At 60.0% G+C, this 17946-nt stretch carries 16 protein-coding genes; 6 read left to right on the forward strand and 10 right to left on the reverse strand.

Features of this window, described 5'->3' with window-relative positions:
* Together CFR80_RS13195 and CFR80_RS13200 are read left to right on the forward strand one after the other, a co-directional pair.
* A partial coding sequence (locus tag CFR80_RS13195) for a transposase domain-containing protein (protein WP_146221620.1) occupies nucleotides 1–217 on the forward strand: 217 nt, incomplete at its 5' end.
* 42 nt (nucleotides 218–259) lie between these two features.
* Nucleotides 260–841, forward strand: a complete 582-nt coding sequence (locus tag CFR80_RS13200; RefSeq protein WP_258367805.1) for an SDR family NAD(P)-dependent oxidoreductase — start codon at nucleotides 260–262, stop codon at nucleotides 839–841.
* 204 nt (nucleotides 842–1045) lie between these two features.
* Here the strand turns inward: CFR80_RS13200 and CFR80_RS13205 are convergent, their stop codons facing one another.
* On the reverse strand, nucleotides 1046–1951 hold the full coding sequence (locus tag CFR80_RS13205) for a LysR family transcriptional regulator (RefSeq protein WP_010516703.1): 906 nt from the start codon (nucleotides 1949–1951) through the stop codon (nucleotides 1046–1048).
* A gap of 190 nt (nucleotides 1952–2141) precedes the next feature.
* Between CFR80_RS13205 and CFR80_RS13210 the strand changes: the two genes are divergently transcribed.
* A complete protein-coding gene (locus tag CFR80_RS13210) occupies nucleotides 2142–3146 on the forward strand; it encodes an ABC transporter substrate-binding protein (RefSeq protein ID WP_010516700.1) in 1005 nt (334 codons plus the stop codon).
* Nucleotides 3143–4507, forward strand: a complete 1365-nt coding sequence (locus tag CFR80_RS13215) for an amidohydrolase family protein (protein ID WP_010516697.1) — start codon at nucleotides 3143–3145, stop codon at nucleotides 4505–4507. The genes CFR80_RS13210 and CFR80_RS13215 overlap by 4 nt, the downstream gene beginning before the upstream one ends.
* A 170-nt stretch (nucleotides 4508–4677) precedes the next feature.
* On the opposite strand, the gene CFR80_RS13220 is transcribed toward CFR80_RS13215, so the two are convergent.
* The 6 genes from CFR80_RS13220 to CFR80_RS13245 all read right to left on the reverse strand — a co-directional run bounded on the left by CFR80_RS13220 (nucleotide 4678) and on the right by CFR80_RS13245 (nucleotide 11987).
* Nucleotides 4678–6012, reverse strand: a complete 1335-nt coding sequence (locus tag CFR80_RS13220; protein WP_010516694.1) for an MFS transporter — start codon at nucleotides 6010–6012, stop codon at nucleotides 4678–4680.
* A gap of 29 nt (nucleotides 6013–6041) precedes the next feature.
* A complete protein-coding gene (locus CFR80_RS13225; protein WP_010516692.1) occupies nucleotides 6042–7709 on the reverse strand; it encodes a GMC oxidoreductase in 1668 nt (555 codons plus the stop codon).
* Between the two features lie 44 nt (nucleotides 7710–7753).
* Complete coding sequence (locus CFR80_RS13230) at nucleotides 7754–8851, reverse strand: Gfo/Idh/MocA family protein (protein WP_010516691.1); 1098 nt, start codon at nucleotides 8849–8851, stop codon at nucleotides 7754–7756.
* A gap of 16 nt (nucleotides 8852–8867) precedes the next feature.
* A complete protein-coding gene (locus tag CFR80_RS13235) occupies nucleotides 8868–9911 on the reverse strand; it encodes a sugar phosphate isomerase/epimerase family protein (protein ID WP_010516689.1) in 1044 nt (347 codons plus the stop codon).
* Nucleotides 9908–10849 carry a sugar phosphate isomerase/epimerase family protein gene (locus tag CFR80_RS13240; protein WP_010516687.1) on the reverse strand — a complete coding sequence of 314 codons (942 nt, stop codon included), beginning with the start codon at nucleotides 10847–10849 and terminating at the stop codon, nucleotides 9908–9910. The genes CFR80_RS13235 and CFR80_RS13240 overlap by 4 nt, the downstream gene beginning before the upstream one ends.
* A gap of 124 nt (nucleotides 10850–10973) precedes the next feature.
* Nucleotides 10974–11987, reverse strand: a complete 1014-nt coding sequence (locus CFR80_RS13245; RefSeq protein WP_010516686.1) for a LacI family DNA-binding transcriptional regulator — start codon at nucleotides 11985–11987, stop codon at nucleotides 10974–10976.
* A 697-nt stretch (nucleotides 11988–12684) separates the two neighbouring features.
* On the opposite strand from CFR80_RS13245, the gene CFR80_RS13250 reads away from it, so the two are divergent.
* Together CFR80_RS13250 and CFR80_RS18940 are read left to right on the forward strand one after the other, a co-directional pair.
* The gene (locus tag CFR80_RS13250) at nucleotides 12685–14913 is read left to right on the forward strand and encodes a TonB-dependent receptor (RefSeq protein WP_110507516.1); all 2229 of its coding nucleotides are present in this window, start codon (nucleotides 12685–12687) and stop codon (nucleotides 14911–14913) included.
* Nucleotides 14914–15052: 139 nt separating this feature from the next.
* Nucleotides 15053–15316, forward strand: coding sequence for a hypothetical protein (locus tag CFR80_RS18940; protein ID WP_146221652.1), 264 nt, complete (start codon nucleotides 15053–15055; stop codon nucleotides 15314–15316).
* Here CFR80_RS18940 and CFR80_RS13255 read toward each other — a convergent pair.
* The 3 genes from CFR80_RS13255 to CFR80_RS13265 form a co-directional block, all read right to left on the reverse strand.
* Nucleotides 15288–15845 carry a hypothetical protein gene (locus CFR80_RS13255; protein ID WP_010515903.1) on the reverse strand — a complete coding sequence of 186 codons (558 nt, stop codon included), beginning with the start codon at nucleotides 15843–15845 and terminating at the stop codon, nucleotides 15288–15290. The genes CFR80_RS18940 and CFR80_RS13255 overlap by 29 nt on opposite strands.
* Complete coding sequence (locus CFR80_RS13260) at nucleotides 15842–17041, reverse strand: DUF3500 domain-containing protein (protein WP_029329678.1); 1200 nt, start codon at nucleotides 17039–17041, stop codon at nucleotides 15842–15844. The genes CFR80_RS13255 and CFR80_RS13260 overlap by 4 nt, the downstream gene beginning before the upstream one ends.
* 140 nt (nucleotides 17042–17181) lie before the next feature.
* Nucleotides 17182–17850, reverse strand: coding sequence for a LysR family transcriptional regulator substrate-binding protein (locus tag CFR80_RS13265; protein ID WP_258367804.1), 669 nt, complete (start codon nucleotides 17848–17850; stop codon nucleotides 17182–17184).
* Between the last annotated feature and the right edge of the window lie 96 nt (nucleotides 17851–17946).

The following is a 17946-nucleotide window of genomic DNA, read 5'->3' on the forward strand; positions in this document are numbered from 1 at the left end:
GAAAGCCTGGTTGTTCGCCGGGTCCGATCGTGGCGGAGAGCGCGCCGCCGCCATGTATTCCCTGATCGTCACCGCGCGTCTGAACGATGTCGATCCCCACGCATGGCTCGCCGATGTCCTGGCACGGATCAATGACATCCCCAATCCACGCCTCCATGAACTCCTGCCCTGGCACTGGAAAGCCCACCAGCAGGTCCACAATACCATCGCCGCCTGAATACGCCCGCGTCTCTCGCCGGATGATTACGTCTGCAGACAGATCGAGGCCACAGGTGCGCGCGCAATCGCCATTCGCGCGGATGTCGGGAATGAAGGCGACGTTTCCGACCTCGTGCGCAGGACGAGCAATGTCCTCGGCCCTGTTGCAATTCTGGTCAATAATGCGGGAATTTCCCGCAAGGTGCCGCTGGGCCAGCTTGGCCTGCAGGACTGGAACGATCTGCTGCGCACCAATCTGACATCAGCATTCCTGATGACGCAGGCCGTCCTTCCCCCCATGCGTCAGGCCCGGTGGGGGCGGATCATCAACATGTCATCCATTGCTGCGCAGACCGGGGGCGTAATTGGCCCCCATTATGCCGCCTCCAAGGCTGGAATGCTGGGGCTGACGCATTCCTATGCACAGCTCCTGTCGCATGATGGCATTACGGTCAACGCGATTGCGCCGGCACTGATTGAAAGCGATATGATCGCCCATAATCCAGCCATCAGTCCTGACATGATCCCGATTGGCAGATTTGGGACGGCAGATGAAGTTGCAGACCTGACGGTCGCCACGATACGCAATGGTTATGTCACCGGGCAGACGATCAACCTGAATGGCGGCTGGTATATGAGCTGAACAGGGCCGCCAGTCCTTGTTGTGGGACATCCGGTAACCGAAAATGTGTCGGTACTGTTCATGCATGCGCGGAACACCATTGGGGGGCTGAAATAATGCAGTGATGAAAAGAGAAAGTTGCCGGGTGTCGGATTTTTCCAAAAAGGCGGTGTTCCGGATGCATGCGTCCCGTCAGTATTGTGGCGACACGGCATCGGGGAAACATCACCTCGTATGCAGAACGTCATCTATGACGGAGCGGAAACGTTCAAGCAGTATGGCGCTGAGTGCGTTCCGACTGTCGTGTGGTGTAATAATGGACAGGGACTGGGACTGTATGTCGACGTCCTTCAGCGGAACATAGACCAGATCGCCCGTCCTGGTTTCCGCAATGACATCGAGTGATGTCAGGAACGTCATGGCATGGCCGGTTGCAACGATCCTGCGCATCGTTTCAACCGAATTGGTTTCGATGACCGGATTGAGTTCCACGCCGGTCCGCGCCGCCAGTACATCCAGATGGGGCCGGATGGACATGGCAGAATCACCAATGATCATGGGAAATGCAAGGCAGTCCATGAAACTGACCGATTTCCTGTGCGCCAGTTCATGTCCCGGGCTGACCACAACCCCAAGCTGGCACGTCCATGTATGGAAGACATTGATATTCGGGTCTGGTGAAAAGTCGAACCCGATCCCCACATCCACCTCACCGGATACGACATCCCGGACAATTTCATTCTGGGGCATGATCCGGATATGCAGGCGGATCCCGCTGCAGCTTTCCCGCAGGTCCGCAATGACAATGGGCAGGATGGTGGTGGCGGGGCCATTCATGATTCCGATCATGATGTCGCCACGCCGCAGTCCCTTGATATCGTCAATAAGCTTTTGCGTCTGTTCCATGTCCCGCAGCGTGCGCCGCACATGCTGCAACAGCACCTCGCCCGCAGGCGTCAGGACCAGTTTACGGGGCAGGCGGTGAAAGATGGGTGTTCCCAGCCGGGCCTCAAGCGCCAGCACCTGCCTGTTGATGGCTGAAGACGCCGTATGCAGTTTCTCTCCCGCTTTGCGCATGGACCCGTACCGGGCAATTGCGTCGAGGTAGTGAAGCAGTCGTGCATGCAGCATCCAGAAACCTCCGCCAGCCTGCCTGGGCCGGGCTATGACGCAACATGCTGCCGGCCCAGGCAGATGTCCGTGCGCCGTCAAACAGAAACTCCGCACGCAAAAAGGCAGCGCTTGACGCGAAAATAGATGCTTCAGAAGTATCCGTACACGGTCTTACACTGTGTTTCGCGATAACAGGGAAGACGTGCCCATGATACATCGGAGCATCCGCCGCAGGACTGTCCTGCAGGCCCTTGCCGGCGGCGTAACCGGGCTGTCCATGCCATCAATCCGCCGCGCGCGGGCCGCTACTCCCATAAGGTTTGTCACCTCCTGGTATGCCCAGGCCGAATTCGGTGGCTTTTATGAAGCACTGGCAAAGGGATATTACGCCGCCGAAGGGCTTGATGTACGGATCGAGGCCGCCAGCCCCCAGATGAACGTACCACAGCTGCTGCTGGCTGGTCAGGCTGATTTCATTACCGGGTATGATTTCCAGATCCTGTCGGCGGTCGCCTCCGGCATTCCGCTGGTCGCGGTTGCCAGCACGTTCCAGCATGACCAGCAGGGGCTCATGACGCATGATGACATTACGGCGCTGGACCAGTTGCGCGGGCATCCCATCCTTATCGCCAGTAGTTCCCATGTGACATTCTGGCCATGGCTTAAGGAGAAGTATGGTTTTGATGACGCGCAGGCTGCGCGGTACACATTTAACCTGCAGCCCTTTTTTGCGAACCCGGCCGCAGCCGTGCAGGCCTATGCATCGTCCGAAGTGTGGGATGCGCAGCGCAATAACGTGCCCGTAAGGTTTTTTCCGTTTGCCGGTCTTGGATACCCGCCCTACGGCGCGCCCATCGTCACGACACGGCAGAAGAGTGTCGGGCAACAGGATACTGTCCGGGGGTTCATCAGGGCCTCGCTCATGGGATGGCGCGACTACATGAACGATCCCGCATTGGGCAATGACCTTATCCTCAAGGCCAATAACCGCATGACACCGGACCATCTCGCCTTTGGCATCGCAACGCTGAAGAAGGCCGGTGCGCTCATTTCTCCCGATACGGCCACGCGGGGGATTGGCACCATGACGACCGAGCGCTGGAAGGCGACGCGCGACTTCATGGTGGCACACAAACTGCTGGCGGAAACCGCAGACTGGCAGTCGGCCTTCACGACATCATATGTTGATACGCTTCGGATTATGCCCTCATGAACATGCTGATTCACAACGCGACCGGTATCCTGACAGGACTGCGGGGGGACGCCGCGCGCAGCACGGGCAGCGTACGGATCCGCAATGGACGGATTGCGGAAATGGGGGACCTGTCACCCTTGCCGGATGAGACTTTGCTGGACGCACGCGGTGGCGTCATTACTCCCGGGCTGGTCAGCACGCATCATCATCTGTTCCAGACAATGCTGAAAGCGGTCCCTACGGCAATCAACAAGCCACTTGAGCCCTGGCTGCGCCTGGTGCCCAATACCTACTGGAACAGGATCGACGAACGGGCACTGGGTGTCGCGGCCCGGGTTGGCATGGTGGAACTGCTGCTGTCGGGATGCACGACCGTCGCCGACCATCATTATCTCTTTTCCGAATTATACCCGTACAACCCGGCGGATGTCCTGTTTGATACGGCGCGGAACCTGGGGCTGCGCTACGTCCTTGCGCGTGGCGGGACAACGCAGGCAAGGAAGTTCGACACGGATGAAATCATTCCCGCGCCAACCGAGCCGCTGGATGTCATGCTCAGGCGTGTTGATGACCTGGTGCGGCGCTACCATGATCCCAGCCCCGCTTCCATGACACGGATCGTACTGGCCCCCAATACGCCAACATGGGGTGCCACGCCCACGGAACTGCGTGAAATGGCCGCAGCCGCGCGTAGCATGGGTATTTTCCTGCACTCCCACCTGTCCGAAACGACAAATTATGTGAAATTCTGCCTTGAAACCTATGGCATGCGGCCGCTGCAGTTTGTCGCCGAACATGACTGGGTCGGACCTGACGTATGGTTTGCCCATCTGGTCCATATGGATGAGAGCGAGATCGCGCTCATGGCGCAGACCGGCACGGGCATGGCTCACTGTCCGCAGAGCAACTGCCGCCTGGGGTCCGGGATTGCCCCGGCACCTGCGCTGGACGCATGTGGGGGGCGGGTGTCGCTGGCCGTGGATGGAGCAGCATCGAACGAGGCCTGTGACATGGGTGCCGAAATGCACTGCGCATGGATGATCCATCGTGCCGTGCAGGGAGCTGACGCCGTAACGGCGGAAGATGTCGTGCGCTGGTCCACGTCATCAGGCGCATCGATACTGGGGTATCCGGAACTGGGCAGCGTGGAGGTCGGCAAAATTGCCGATCTGGTCGTCCACCGCCTTGATTCCCCACGGCATGCGGGGCTGCATGATCCGCTGATCGCGCCGGTCGTGTCGGGGGCCGCCAGTGTCCGCCATGTCCTGGTTGGTGGCAGGCCGGTTGTCGTGGATGGCGCCATTCCCGGCCTGGACCTTGAACGGCTGCTTGAGGATGCCAGAACCGTTGTCGGCTGTCTGGATTCCACAGGCCCCTGACCGGAGGGGGGGATACCACCTGTCAGGACATTATCCGGGTTCGCATGCCGTTTTTAGGCAATGCTCATCCGGCCGGTCTGTCATGTCCGATACCATGTGCGGTATAATGGCATCCTGTCCCCTGGGGCGGGCGATTTTGGTGCCATGGCCGGGATGGCGGGTGCGGGCCGTCACGGGTTCCGTCTGGTGACCGGCGATGCGACACCACGTGGCCATATGGCCAGAAGAACAAGCTGCAGCGCCGCCGCCCCAAGCGGAAGCCAGACAAAGCCTGCCATGATCCAGTGCTTCAGGGCAGGGGAGAAGGTATGGACATCACCCGCATAATGACCATGCGCGAGGAACGTGGCGAGTATGAACCCCGTCACCCCCATGGACAGTTTTGTGACCAGCGTATTGATTGAATAGGCCATGCCCGCCGTATTGACGGGTGATGTCATCCTGCCGACGTCTATGCCATGTGCCAGAAGCACATAATAAAGCGGGGACGTGATGCCCTGCGCCAGTGTCAGCATGGCAAAAGCCGCGAAAAAGAACGGGACACAGCCCCCTGCCAGCCCCAGCAGCAGATATGCCATGACCTGAACGCCCCCGCAGGCGGCGGCACTTCCGATAACACCCAGGCGACGCACGATATGGGGGCATATGATGGCGCCGGCAAATCCCATTATGGTGGCGACGGTCAGCAGCACGCCCCCCATTTCGTCCGTTCCCCCCAGAATGATGCGGGCATAGTACAGGGCAAAGCCATAAAGCGCGGCCAGCCCGGCAAACTGCAGGAACACCAGGCCATTGCACAGCCACCAGCACCGGTTCTGCGCCAGCGCGCGCAGCAGGACCACAGGGGAATGGCGGGCGGGTGCGGGCGGATAACGTGTAATGCAGACCCGTCCGACATATCGCCACAGAATGGTCGCGGCAATTGCAAGGCACAGTGCATACAGCGCCATGCCATGCTGGCGCTGCACCATGCCGTTCCCACCTCCAAGCCACGTGATGGCCGGGATCGTGAACAGCGATACAATGAACTGCCCCCCCTGGCAGCCCATCATCCTGAAGGCGTTCAGGCCAACCCGGTCATGTGCCTGCCGGGTGATCATCGTGCCCAGCGCACCATAGGGCGTATTGATGCAGGAATAGATGGCGCCCAGCACGATATATGTCAGCAGCGCCCACAGTATTTTTCCATTCGGGGACAGCGGCAGGGATACGAAGCACACGAACCCGGCCACCCCGAACGGAAGCGCCAGCGACCGGATCAGGCGCGGGACAATCTGTCCGCCCTGGCGATCGATGACATACCCGATGGCGGGATCACAGAAGGCGTCAAACACCCGCGCCACCAGCAGGATCCACCCAACGGCAACAACGGGTAGCCCGTATATGTCCGTGTAATAGAACATGAGGTACGATGACGTCATGCCCCACATCAGGTTGGATGACAGGTCGCCACATCCATAGGCGACCTTTTCACGCAGGGAGACTTCACTGGTTATGGATGACATGACTGGCCTCCCGGCTGAGGAATGAACGGTTACAGGCGACCGGCCCGAAGCTCTTCTGCCAGATGGTGGCAGGCCCGCATGCTGACCGCCATGACGGTCAGTGTCGTGCCCAGCGCGCCGCCGGTGGGAAAGCTGGACGCATCCGTGACAAACAGGTTGGGCACGTCCCATGACTGGCAGAAGGGATTGAGCACGGATGTCGCGGGATCATTCCCCATCCGCGCGCCCCCGCTTTCATGAATGGCGGCCCCCATGGTCATGCTTTTTGGAAACATCTTGCGTATGAACCAGCGTATGGGAAAAGGTTTGTCAGGATAAAGTCCCGCGTCACCTTCGCCCAGACCAAGGGGGGAAGCCCAGAAATCCACATGACCACCCTGCGTTTCGATCATGTCCGCGCAATCGCGGATCTGCTTGCGCAGCATGGCGCGTTCATTGGCATGGGGCACGCAGCGGATATGGGGCAGGGGCACCCCCCACCTGTCACGCCTGCGCGGATCAAGGGTGATGGCGTTGGTGCGGTACGGCAGCATCTCCCCGAAACCCATGATCGTAACCGGCACGTCAGCGCCCCCCGCCGATGCATGGCGGCCAATGGACCCCTGAAACGTATAACCGCGCCTGAATGCCGGGTCGTGCGCCCCGCAGGCGTTTTCGTAACGGGGAATGTACAGGCCGCCCGTGGTGCCAAACAGGGTATGGACCGGCAGGGGCGCATCTTCGCCTTCCCGGCAGCTTGCGGGCCAGCGGCCGAACATAAGGCTCGGACACTGGTCCATGAAATAATGACCCAGCGTGCCCGAACTGTTGCCCAGCCCGTCGGGATGCAGGCGACTGCGGGAGTTCAGCAGCAGGCGGACACTTTCTATGGGCGAGGCACAGACAACCACCACCTTTGCGTGGGCGACGCACACCTGTCCCGTCTGGCGCTCGACATAGCACACACCGGTTGCGCGTCCCGATGCGGGGTCTGTCATGACCTCACGCACCACGGCATCCGGGCGTATCGTAAGCCTGCCTGTTTCCATAGCCGCCCGAAGGGAACTGGGCATCGGGCCACCGTTATGCGGATTGAAACGCCAGGGCACCACATGCCGGTTCGGCCAGCGTGCCTCCACTGCGCTGCGGAAGCTGCGTTCTTCCGGTGTCAGCGGGGTGGACTGGGCCATGACGCCATCAGGCGCGGTTTCTATGCCGTCATGGGTGCCATGGATGCCAAGGAACATTTCCACCCTGTCATACCACGGCGCAAGATCGGCATAGGACAGGGGCCAGTCCACGCCTCCGTCCCCTTTGTCCGCGCCCTTGAAGTCGTAATCGGACCAGCGGAACAGCACCCGCCCGAACGCATGCAGCCGGCCACCCGCCTGTCGCCCCCGTATCCACAGGAAAGGGGCGTCCTTCGGTGTGGTGTAGCCGTGCTGCCGGTCGTTGACGAAAAGATGCTTCAGCGTCTCGCTGAAGAACGCCACGCGGGACTGGATGTGCTGACCCGACAGCGTGGCCCTGATGCGGGGGAAAAGCTGCACGTTGTCGCCGCCGCTTCTGTTCGCGGGCGGTTTGATGTCTCTGTCGGAAAGTGAGCGCCCGGCTTCGATCACCAGTACGGACAGCCCCTGTTCCGTCAGTTCCTTTGCCGCGAAACCACCGGCAGCGCCCGATCCCACGACAATGACATCATATCCTGTTCCGGTCATATTCCGTTCCTGATGGTACAAAAAATTAAGTCATGGTCATGGGGCTATGCCCGCACGGAAACCCATGCGCCGTATTGCGTGCCCGACGTCAGCGCGGCTTCGATAAACTCCTGCCCCCGCACGCCATCCGCCAGACGGGGCAGCAGCGGGGCATCATGGCCGTCCAGCAGGTACGCCGTATCGGCATACAGTCGGGCAAAGGCTTCCAGATAGCCTTCGGGATGGCCGCGCGGCAGCAGGGAAGGGGTCCCGACCGCGCTCCCGCCACGTGCGATATGGGTCGTGCGGCCATCCGCCGTGGACACGATCAGGGTATCTGGCTGTTCCTGGTTCCATTCCAGTCCGGCTTTTTCCCCGAACAGGCGCAGCCGCAGCGCATTGCCAGACCCGGTTGCAACCTGACTGACCCACAGGCTGCCAACCGCATTGTCGGAAAAGCGAAGCTGTATCTGTGCATCATCCGGTACGGCATGGCGGGGCACAAGACGCGATACCCGGGCCGACAGTACTTCGCACCGCAGGCCGGATACGAATTCCGCCAGATGGAAGGCATGCGTCCCGATATCGCCCAGACAGCCGCCCGCGCCCCCGGTGCGCGGGTCAAGCCGCCAGCCGCCGTCGCTATCGGCATCACCCAGCCAGTCCTGCAGGTATTCAACCTGAATATTCCTGATCGTGCCCAGCGTGCCGTCATGCACCAGCCGACGCGCCTCACGCACCATGGCGTAACCGCTATAGGTATAGGCCACGACCATATCGTGGCCTTTCGTGATGAAACGTTCGGTAAAATGTCGGGCCTGGTCCAGTGTCAGCGCAAGCGGCTTTTCGCATAGTACCGGAATGCCTGCCTCCAGAAAGGCCGCGGCGACGGGCAGGTGCATGTCGTTTGGCGTCACGATGATGGCGAGCGCGATGCCGTCCGGCCGGGCGGCTTCGACGCGCGCCATCTGTGTCCAGTCGGTATATGTGCGCGCCGGATCCAGCCCCAGCGCAAGCCCTGCCTTCTGTGCCGTGCCTGCGTGTCGCGACAGGCACCCCGCGACCAGTGAGAACCGTCCGGTCAGGGCCAGCGCGCGACGGTGCACGTCCCCCATGAAGGAGCCGGGCGCACCGCCGATCATGCCGACGGGCCATGTGTTCATGTCGTTCTCCTGAAACTTACAGGCCAAGGCAGCGCTGCCGTTCGTCATCCGACAGCGGACTTGCGGCAAAGTCGTCAAAGGACTGCGTGGTCATTTCGATCATGTGACGCTGTATGAAGGGCGCGCCTTCACGTGCGCCCTGTGCCGCGGTCTTGAGACAGCATTCCCATTCCAGCACCGCCCAGCCGTCATATCCATATTGTGTCAGGCGGGAAAAAATGCTGCCGAAATCGATCTGCCCGTCACCGGGGGAACGGAACCGTCCCGCCCTGTCACGCCAGTCGGCAAAGCCGCCGTACACGCCCTGCCTGCCGGTTGGGTGGAATTCGGCGTCCTTGACATGAAATGCGCCAATCCTGTCATGGTAAAGGTCGATGAAGGCGAGGTAATCCATCTGCTGAAGTAGCATATGGCTGGGATCGTACAGGATCGCGCAACGCGGGGCGTTGCCAAGCAGTGAGGCAAATCGTTCAAAGCTTGTGCCGTCATGCAGGTCCTCGCCGGGGTGCAGTTCAAAACACAGGTCGACACCAGCTTCATCAAATGCATCCACGATCGGTCGCCAGCGTGCCGCCAGTGTGGAAAAGGCAAGGTCGATCAGGCCCTCATCACGTGGTGGCCACGGGTAAAGATACGGCCATGCCAGCGCGCCGGAGAAGGTGGCATGCGCCTTCAGCCCCAGCCGTGCCGAAGCCCGCGCGGCAAGCCCCAGTTGGGAAATGGCCCATTGCGTACGCGCCGTGGGGCTGCCCTGTACGGATGCGGGGGCAAAGCGGTCGAACTGCATGTCATAGGCCGGATGGACTGCAACGCACTGGCCCTGGATATGGGTGGACAGTTCCGAGATCACGAGACCATGCTCCGCCAGCATGCCGCGTATCCCGTCGCAGTAATCCTGACTGGACGCTGCCTGTTCAAGGTCGAAGATATGGCTGAGATGTGTGGGAAGCTGGAGTGCCCTGTATCCAAGCCCGGCCGCCCACCGCGCCAGACCGGGCAGGGTATTGAAAGGAGCGTCGGGCCCGATGAACTGGGCGGCAAAGATGCCGGGGCCCTTCATGGTGCATTTTCCCCGACCATATGGTTGATGAACGTGATGCCCCGTTGCAGCGCCGGTACCGGCCGGGGGCAGGCATCCAGTTCCATAATGGGGCCGCACCGCAGCGGCGCGCGCGCAAGCAGGGCCGCCAGCTGGGCAAAATTGGCCTGCCCATTGCCCAGTTCACAGAAATAGGCCCGGTGACGGGTATGAATGTCCTGTCCGATCGGGGTATCGACCGGCATGGCGCTGGTTGCGTCCTTCCAGTGCATCGCCACCACGCGCGCGACATGCCTGGTCAGCACATCCGTCGGGTTGCCCCCTTCAAGGATGATGTGTGCAGGGTCGGGGCACAGCGAGACATAACGCGGATCGGTCAGCAGCATGAACAGGTCCACATCGCGCGGGGCGCAGGCGACAGTGTGGGCTTCCGTATGGATTGCCAGCGTAATGCCATGGCGGGCGGCCGCGAACCCCATGCGGTTGAGCAGGCTGGCGATGGGGGCGGCAAAGGCAAGGTCCACGAATGCGGGTGGTTCGGACAGGAAAGTGCGGCGGCAGGGTAGTCCCGCAACCAGCACCTTGCCCCCCATTGCCACAAGGAAGCGTGCTGCTGCATCGACCTGTGCCAGAATCTGCGGTTCGGCGCTGGCGTATTCATGAACGGGGATACGGTCCAGGGCCGGGAAAAAGTCCGACCAGATTTCCAGGTTCCGGATTTTCAGTGCATGGGCCAGGGCTGCTTCGGACCCGAATGCCGCCACGGCACCAGCCTGGTCAAAGGGCGGGAAGGTCAGTTCAAGGCCCGTTATGCCAGCATCGTGCAGGCTGTCGAATATCCGGGTCCAGAACGCGCGGCCATCTGCCGCGGCCACGGTGGCGACCTCCGCTTCCGTGCGGACACCCCAGAAAGCAGGGTTGTAGAAAGTAACCAGATCTGTTCCGATTTTCACCTGCATGTGCTCCCTGATCAAGACGACATGCGGCGGAGGTATGTATTAAACGAAATGAAATTGCCGCAAATATGGTCTCCAGACCTACATACAGCAATGTAATGGGAATGCAAACGTTTGCCGAAACGATTCAGGTCGATTGCCGTATGACAAAGGTTGGCGCAAGGGCAACAAGGCGGGGGCTCGTGATCCGGCCATTGCGGATGTCGGCCAGCACCTGCACCGCAACGCGGCCGATTTCCAGCATGGGCTGGATCACGGTGGTCAGGGCCGGACTGGTAAAGGCGGTGTAATCCATGCCGTCATAGCCTGCGATGGCGACATCGTCCGGCACGCGCAGGCCGCTTTCCAGAATCGTGTGCAGGAAGCCCAGCGCCTGCGCGTCGCTGCAGCAGATTGCGGCGGTGGGACGGTTTTTCAGGGCAAGGAAAGTCTGTGCTGCCTTCGCGCCGGACGGCATATCGAACGGGCCGCCCTCCAGCCGGATCAGTTTCTGGCCCAGTCCCAGTGTAGACAGCCGGTTTTTGACGGCATTGTAGCGGATATGTTCGTGCCCGATTCCCTCCGGCCCGGAAACGAAGGCGAAATGGCGGTGTCCACGCTCGATCAGATGGTCAACGATCGCGACGTACCCGTCCACTTCCTGCGTCATGACGCTGGCCAGTCCGGCAGATGTCAGGTCCTTGAAAATACTGACGACCGGCAGCATGCCCTGATCCGGGATCCTGCCCACGGGCGGCTCCCACTGTTCGCTTGCCACCAGTAATACGCTGTCCGCCACACCTGCCTGCAGGTAGCGCATCACGTCGCTGGCTGAAATGGACTGGCCCAGATATTGCCGCAGCATGACATTCAGGCCCAGGGCCTTCGCTTCTTCGCACACGCCCAGCAGGATCTGGGTAAAGACCGGTGAAATCGCCTGTCCCGAGAAACTGGAGGCCAGCACGAGGATGGTATCCGATGTGCCGCGGCTGAGGTTCCGGGCGGCAACATTTGTTTCGTAACCCAGTTGGGCGGCGACCTTTTCGACCAGTCGCCGTGTCTCGTTACTCACCCGGTCTGGCCGGGAGAGGGCGCGGCTGATGGTGGAAATGTTCAGACCGGTCTGTTCCGCCAGGTCGGCCAGGGTTACGCGCTTGGTCACCTGTCTGGTGTCTCCTCGTTTTTTTCTGTCGTCCACGCACGCGGTGTGGCGACGTTGGCTGCCGGTCGGGTAGCCGCAATCCCAGGATATTGTGTCGCTGTGCGCAGGTCGAGTGCCTGAATGCGGATGTTGCGCCGGTGTGTGGCAAATCGCGGGCTGTTTTTGATCTCCCGGCGACCTTCCGGTCATCGGGAGGACGCCGGGAGGAAGCATCCGTTCCGGCAGGTGCGCCGGAACTGTCGTCAATCTGCAACACCTGCGCTGGAAATATCGGTTCGGGAGACAGTGGACGAATGCACCTGCGGGTCGGAAAACCAGACATGCCAACGCTTGCCATATATTAACGTAATGCAATGATAAGTGGTCGATTTTGGTCTGGGTCGTGACTGGCCTGGTGGGCATTTTACACAATAAAAAGGTCTGTTTTTGGCCGTTTTCAGGAGAATGAATGACATATTTATTGTTTCTTATGGTCAACAACAGGATGGACTCGGCATTTCGAACCATGGCAAGCGTTTCCCGTTCATGTTGTCTTGCCCCGGCTGTGCTGTCTGTTGGGTAGAGCATGTGATCGTTTACGGGGGGATCCGATATGGTTGCAGGTGCCATGTTTCACGGCAAACGCTGGTTATTAACGACATTTCTTCTCGGTACCACCGGGTTCGTTACTGTCTCATACGCACAGGGCGCCAGTAGTGTGACCGGCACCACCAAAGCCCGTCATGCAGCTTCTGCCACATCCCGTGCGGCGCCATCGGGCAAGGCGGGACAGGGTGCGAATGCGGTGCAGGCCACGTCGACCCCGGAAATCCTGCAGGTCAGTTCCGGGCGGTCCGGCGGCGGCGGCATGATGCGGCAGGAAAGGGCCCCGCACAGTATCCAGACCGTGACACGGCAGTTCATGGACATGCGCAGCCCGGCCGGAACGGCGCTGGACATGGTCAAGAACCTGCCAAGCCTGAACGTATCGACGCAGGATACATCGGGCATGACGGGCGGTTCGATTGAAAGCCGCAGCCTGAATGATGGGGATATGGCGCTGCTGGTTGATGGCGCGGTCGTGACCTCCGGCACCGAATACCTTCAGGAAGACATTGATACGGAAAACATGGACCGTATCGAAGTCACGCCGGGAACATCCGCCATTGACCAGCCCGTTACGTCAGCGGCGCTGGGGGTCATGAATGTCGTGACGCATACACCCAGCCACAAATTCGGCGGGCTGACGGATTTTTCATACGGCACCAATGACATGTCCCGGCAGTTTATCCGGCTGGAAAGCGGTGACATTGGCAAGACCGGCCTGCGCTCGTTCTTTTCGTTTTCGCATACCCATGCCGATAACTGGATCGGTGCGGGTGCATCGGACAAGAAGCATATCGACTTTGGCGTGCAGAAGGATATCGGGACTGATTCCTACATAAAATTCTTTCTGTCATGGAACCAGGAACGGTACGGAATCTACAACTATCCTACGGCTGACCAGTTTTATGCCAAGAAGCACGGGACGGGCACGTGGGGCGCCAGCAGTGATCCGAACAGCCCAAATTTCTGGGGCAATCACCAGGAAGGGCCGTGGAATGAGCTGTTCATGACCCTGCCGGTGCACCTGCGCCTGACAAACCGGCTGCACTTTGACCTGGTGCCCTATTTTGCCTATGGGCGTGGATGGAGTTCATCCGTCAGCGGCGAAGCCGGGTCCGGGCTGACCTATGCCAATGGCAGTGCGGTGTCGCCCTCGCAACTTTCGGTCAATTACTATGACCAGCGTACGCCCACCACCGGGGCCACGATCAAACTGACCTACGATATTTCACGACATAACCAGATGACGTTCGGATACTGGTATGGCTATACACAGAGCCGGCAATGGGGCCCGAACAGTGCGGTGAACCAGAACGGTTTCTCCAACAATCCCGATGACCTGTCGACTGCCTATTTCCAGAACGGACAGCGGTATTATTCGGCAAACCAGCAGACAGGCGACCAGATCCACGCGCTGTTCATTCAGGATACGGCAAAATACTTCCAGGACCGGCTGGTCGTGTCCGCCGGTTTCAAATTCGCCATGATGAATTACTGGTTCGACAATTACCTGACGCACCAGACCATGGGATCGAATTCCGTCGTACCCCTGCCGCGTTTTTCAACGTCGTACACCTTCAACCGCCATCACCAGATTTACGTCAATGCGCAAGGGGATTTCCGCGCACCTGACCCCAGCAACCTGACGGAAAACACCTCGCTGCCCCGCAACCAGTACACGATCAAGGAAGAACTGGGGTACCGTTATAATAACCGCTACATCATCTTTGACCTGTCACTATTCAACTATGCGATTACAAATCGCCTTCTGAGTGTCTATAACGCGAACAATTCGTACAGCACCGTCAATGCAGGCAACCAGACGGCGCGTGGTTTCGACGTCATGCTGTCCACGCATCCGTTCCATCATTTCAGCCCCTATGTTTCGTTTGAATACCTCAATGCGCGCCAGGATTCGAATGTCCAGTATGGTACGTCCTACCTGCCGACCAAGGGCAAGGAGGCGATCATGGCACCGCATGTCATGGCCAATTTCGGCCTGACGTATGACAACAGGCACTTCTTTGCCAATGCCACCGTTCATTATACCGGCCCGCAGTCCGTAACACTGGTTGGGGATGAAAGGATCCCGGGTTATGTCACGGACACCATCTCGCTGGGCTATCGTTTCTCGCCCTTCCTGGTGGCGAAGTCCCCCACGTTCCGGCTGAACTTTACAAACCTGACCGGTTCCATGGTCCGCACGGGCACGACCGGGGTCGCGGATAACTATCATGCCGTGACACTACTGAACGGGCAGAGCATTGCAGGTTCGACAGGGGCACAGTTTTATGTTGAACCACGCTTCAGCATGACAGGAACCATCTCCACTGCATTCTGATTGCCCGTGTAGATGATCCAGCAGGCCGCATGTAGGGCTCCCATGAACCCGGCGCGGCCTGTCTTTTCTGCATGACCGGTAGCCGTAGCCTTCGGGACTGATGGTTTGTCTGCAATGAGACTGTTTGCAAATCCGGCTTATGCAGCATCCTGTAAATCTATCGAAAGTTTTTGGTGAAGCTTTTTTCAAAAAGCTTCGGAAAGCGTCGTTTTTTGAAAAAAGGCGACACCCAGAAACTTTTATTATTTTTTTATTTGATGGATTGAGTGCCAAACCGAGAACGTTGTCAGGTGCCCACACCGGTTCCGGGCAAGCGTCAGGATACGGTATCCGTCGCAAAAAGCCGGTATCCGCAGATATGCCTTATCAACGGATTATTTTGAATCACGCGGCGTTACGGTGAAGTCCAGTTCATAGGATGTCTGGCTGGTCGTGCGCTGCTGGTGCTGTGCATGTATGGTCGGGTCGCGGGGCAGCAGGGCATTGACCAGATACACAGTGTCCGGACCCGCGCCCTGATTTGTGTAAGCCAGTCGATGGGCACCGGGTGTCAGGGCGACCGTTGCGCCAAGGTGCAGCCGGATGGTGCCGCTGCCCGCCCTCATGGCCGCAACGGGGGGAAACGCAGTGGTGACGGATACCAGCGGAAGTGGCGTGCCATCCAGTGAAAGCGACAGCCCCTGTGCAACATGCGTGGCATAGGCCTGCCATTCCTGCTGTGACAGGACGCCATCTTCATTGCGGTCAATCGCGCGAATGACACCGGGTGCGATATCGACGCCGGGTGTCAGGTCCACGGTAATGGCCACGTGCCGGCGCGTGACATCAATCACCGTGGCCTGCAGGTATTCATCCAGCCGGTGCGCGTGGGCCGGGGCATGGGCGACCAGCAGCGCGGCTGCCGCAGCGGACAGGGGCCTGCCATATTTCATGGCATGGTGTACCGGCTGCCATAACTGTCGGTGGGATCACGGTAGACGGTATGGACATGCATGGTCGGGTCGTCGCCCACACCCTGCGGTGAAAATTCGATCAGCAGCCGTGGCCCCTGAATACGGTAATAGGATACGCCATTATGTCCCGGCGTATGGGTGGTGGGACCGCTCCATGCAAACCATGTGCTGTCCAGGTCGGCCCTGATTTCCTTCAGGCGCGGGGCGGCATAGGCATCGTTTATGATACCGGCCCATTCCCCGATGACATCCATCAGCAGGCCTTTCTGCGCTGCCGTCAGGTCGGAACCCTTTACGCCTTCGGGAATGAGGGTTTCGCCATCATGTCCCGGTCCCTGCACCAGATCCTCGACTTTGTATGGCAGGATGGCCTGCCTGCGCTGTTGCGCATCAAGGCTGTCAAGCAGGGCGAAGGCACGGTCATTTTCGCCTGCCAGAACACGCACCGTCCTGCCGTCTGCCAGGTACATTGCAGGCTGGGCCCCGGTCAGGGTGGGGGTCATGATGCCGTGCGTGCCATCAATAACGATATTCAGCCCCAGATGATGGCCACCGAACTGTACCATCCACGGTTTCGTATCTCCCGGTTCACCAAAAACCGCCATGGTGTAGACGGCCCGTCCTGAAGCGAACGGCGTGCCACTGTCAGCCAGTGCCTGATCGCCGCCCATGATGTCCATGACCTTCTGATACCCCTTCGCACTGAGGAGCGTCTGCAACAGGTGCAGCGCGGCAGTATACTGGCCAGCGGTCATCTGGCCAAGTTGCAGGCCCGGCCGTGGTACGTCACTGACCGGAAAATTGGACCAGACCGATGTGCCATAGCGTTCGCCAATAAACCCGCCGGGTGGCCCCATGCCCGGTCCGCGTGCTGCGGGGGCAGCGGCCTGCGCATCCGTGACCGGCTGGACAGGCTGGTCCGGGGCGCTGCGCCGGAAACGGGCCAGCGTGCCAGATTTCTGTGTAACAAATGGAAACTGCACTTTTGTCCGGCTGCCGGGATCAAAGGTGGCCAGAAAGGACCGTGCGGCGGTCGTGGCCGCCCGTGTCTGGCTGGCCGGGCTATCTGCCTGCGCCGTGGCGGATGGCACGGCAGCCCGGGCAGGAATGGTGTCAGCCATGACGGACATCGTGGCCAGGATCGCCCCGGCCGCCACCAAAGAAATCTTTCGCATCCGTTCCCTGCTCTGTTCCACTGGGGCAAGCCCATTCCCATGGACACTGCATGACGCCCGGCACGGGATCAAGGGGACGGGCGGTGCGTCACGGTGAAACCTGATGTCATGCAGTGGCAGGTTGCATAGGGACAGCCTGTTCAGACAACATGCCGGGACATGATGTCTTCAACACTGGTCTCGACCAGATGGGTAATGCGTGAAAGCTGGCGTGTACGGTCATGCACCAGCGCCAGCGTCAGATGCGGCACATTGGCCCCCACCAGCGGCACGAAGGCCAGATCCCCCCGCGTCACTTCGGACATCACGTCCAGATAGCTTAAAAAACAGATGCCGATGCCCGTCATGGCCAGTGAGATGATCATCTGCACATTATTCGCACGGGCCGCGACGCCGGGGGTAATGCGGCCCCTTTCCAGCAGGCGTTCGAATACGGATGACAGCGCCAGTGGCTGTTCGGGCACCACCATGGGGTAATCGGCGCATTGCGCCAGCCGGACCGCAGTGTGCCGCGCCAGCGGGTGGTCAGGCCGGCAGACGAAGCCCAGCGGAAAGGACATGCGGCGGATCACCACAAGGTCGCGCATGTCCTCGGGGTCTAGCACGAGGGCAAGGTCCCCTTCGCCCGACAGCAGGGTCCGGTAGATCTGCCTGTTGTCACGGATGTTCACGTTCAGCACGACACCGGGGTGGCTGTCCTTCATGCGGCTGACCAGTTCCGGCAGGAAGGCGCGCGACAGGGCTTCTGGCGCAAGCAGGTCGACCTGTCCCCGGCGTATGCCCTTCAGGTCGTCAATCTGGCGGTTCAAGATGGGGTGGACGGCCTCCATGCGGCATCAATGTGCCATGCTGGGGTCGGAATGACCATTCAGAGGAGACCGCCCGGATGAAAATTACCATGATCG

This window comes from Komagataeibacter oboediens (genome assembly GCF_003207815.1).
Classification (GTDB): domain Bacteria; phylum Pseudomonadota; class Alphaproteobacteria; order Acetobacterales; family Acetobacteraceae; genus Komagataeibacter; species Komagataeibacter oboediens.